Below are 2,389 nucleotides of genomic sequence, written 5' to 3'. Positions count from 1 at the left end.
CGGGTTTCTGCTCTTCAGCGTGGTGTGGTGGGGGTTTCGGGTGGTGACACGGATGCTGATTTGGGGCTGACGTTTTTGGTGATGGTGCGGGTCGGTTGGTTGCCGGTCGGTATGGCGCGGGGTGTGTTGCCGCTGGTCAGGGCCGTGGTGGCAGGGCCGGGTGGCGTGTGGGCGGCCTGGCCGGCCTCCTCCGGCCGGTGACCCGGCACCGGTCGGCGGGATTCGGTGGTGCTGGTGCGTGCCGCCGCCGGTTCTTGTGATGCGTGATGGGGTTGTGGGGGCGATGCGGTCCTTGCGCTTCGTCGGAGGCGTTCTTGTGTAAGTGCCATCGAGTGGTGATGCTGTGTCACGGCGGTTCGGTGCGGCAGGCGGCGGCGAGGAGGCTTCATTTGTCATGCGCATGAATAAATGATCCGGCGTGTTCGCGCTGCCCGTGCCAGGGCGACCCCGTCCTCCGGTCCGACCGGTCACCCCGGTCGGCATCGGTACCCGCCGTGCACCCGTGTACCCGTAAGAGGAGGACCCCTCGGATGGCAGACAGACGCATGACCCGTCACAGACTCGCCGGTGTCGGCACGGCCATACTCACGGCCGTGGCACTCGGCGCGGTGGCAACACTCCCGGCGGCCGCGGCACCGGCCGAAGGCGTGGTCCTGAACGCGGACGGCCCCGGCGCCGTCGACGGCAGCTACATCGTCGTCCTCAAGGAAGCGGCCGGTTTCAACGCCGCGTCCCGGCAGGGCAAGGCGCTGGCCGCGAAGTTCGACGGCGAGATCACCCACACCTACACGGCCGCTCTGAACGGCTACGCCATCTCCATGGAGCAAAAGGAGGCGGAGCGGCTCGCCGCCGACCCCGCGGTGAAGTTCGTCGTCCAGGACCAGACGGTCCAGGCGACCGGCACCCAGCCCGCCCCGCCATCGTGGGGCCTGGACCGCATCGACCAGGCGCCCCTCCCGCTGAACAGCTCCTACACCTACCCGGACTCCGCCGGTGAGGGCGTCACCGCCTACGTCATCGACACCGGTGTGCGCATCAGCCACAGCGACTTCGCAGGACGCGCCCGGCACGGCTACGACGCGGTCGACGACGACACCATCGCCGACGACGGCAACGGCCACGGCACCCACGTGGCCGGCACCATCGCCGGCGCGTCCCACGGCGTCGCCAAGAACGCCGACATCGTCGCCGTGCGGGTGCTGGACAACTCCGGTTCGGGCACCACCGCCGGCGTCATCGCCGGTGTCGACTGGGTGACGGCCCACGCCTCCGGCCCGTCGGTGGCCAACATGAGCCTGGGCGGCGGCGCCAACATCGCCCTGGACACCGCCGTGCGCACCTCCATCGCCTCCGGCGTCACCTACGCGGTGGCTGCGGGCAACTCCAACACGGATGCCTCCAGCGCCTCGCCGGCCCGTGTCACCGAGGCGCTGACCGTCGGCTCCACCACCAACACCGACGCCCGGTCCTCCTTCTCCAACTACGGTTCGGTGCTGGACGTCTTCGCCCCGGGCTCCTCCATCACCTCGGCCTGGCACACCTCGGACAGCGCCACCAACACCATCTCCGGTACCTCGATGGCCGCGCCGCACGTCGCCGGCGCCGCCGCGCTGCACCTGGCGGACGACCCCACCGCCACCCCGGAGCAGGTCGCCTCCGCGCTGGCGGGCAAGGCAACCTACGCTGCCGTCACCGACCCCGGCCCCGGCTCACCGAACCTGCTGCTCAACGTCGGCGAGGACGGCGGAGGCGCTCCGGAGCCCGCGCCGGCGCCGAGCGGCAAGCGGTTCGAGAACACCACCGACTACGGAATCCCGGATCGGTCGGTCGCCGAGTCGCCGATCAGGGTGACCGGCGTTCCCCACAACGCCCCCGCCAACCTCCACGTGGAGGTGGACATCAAGCACACCTGGAGCGGTGACCTGCAGGTGGAGCTGATCGCACCCGACGGGACCGCCTACCGGCTGAAGGACACCGGCACCGGCGGCAGCGCCGACAACGTGATCGGCACGTTCCCGGTCGACGCCTCCTCCGAGAAGGCGATGGGCACCTGGAAACTCCGGGTCACCGACGCCTACGCCAGCGACATCGGATACATCGACTCCTGGGCGCTGCAGTTCTGATCCGCCCCGGAGCCGATCGGACCCGGCCATGCCGTGCCGGACCGGGCCGGTACCCGGACACCACCTGACGGTGTCTCCGTGGCCGCACACCGTGCGGCCACGGAGACATTCGCTGGTCAGGGCCGTGGTGGCAGGGGTTGGGTGCCGGCAGTGGCGACAGGGGCAGCCGGTGTCACCTTCTACGGAGCGGGCTTCACGAGGCGCGGCCCCGCTGCGCCTCCTCCGATTCCCCGAACGAAGACCCCCGATGGGCATCGTCGGAGACG

At 70.4% G+C, this 2,389-nt stretch carries 2 protein-coding genes; both read left to right on the top strand.

The annotated features are described in order from the left end of the window. Positions 1-201, top strand: a 201-nt coding sequence (locus AB0I73_RS41040; protein ID WP_363045476.1) for a hypothetical protein, incomplete at its 5' end; no start/stop codon positions are given. Positions 202-530: 329 nt separating this feature from the next. Continuing rightward, positions 531-2,123, top strand: coding sequence for a S8 family serine peptidase (locus AB0I73_RS41035; RefSeq protein WP_363045475.1), 1,593 nt, complete (start codon positions 531-533; stop codon positions 2,121-2,123). Positions 2,124-2,389: the final 266 nt, after the last annotated feature.

The sequence above is a fragment of the Streptomyces sp. NPDC050388 genome (genome assembly GCF_040655635.1).
Lineage (GTDB): Bacteria > Actinomycetota > Actinomycetes > Streptomycetales > Streptomycetaceae > Streptomyces.
Note: the sequence above shows the minus strand (reverse complement) of the source record. Positions and strands in the feature narration are given on the sequence as shown.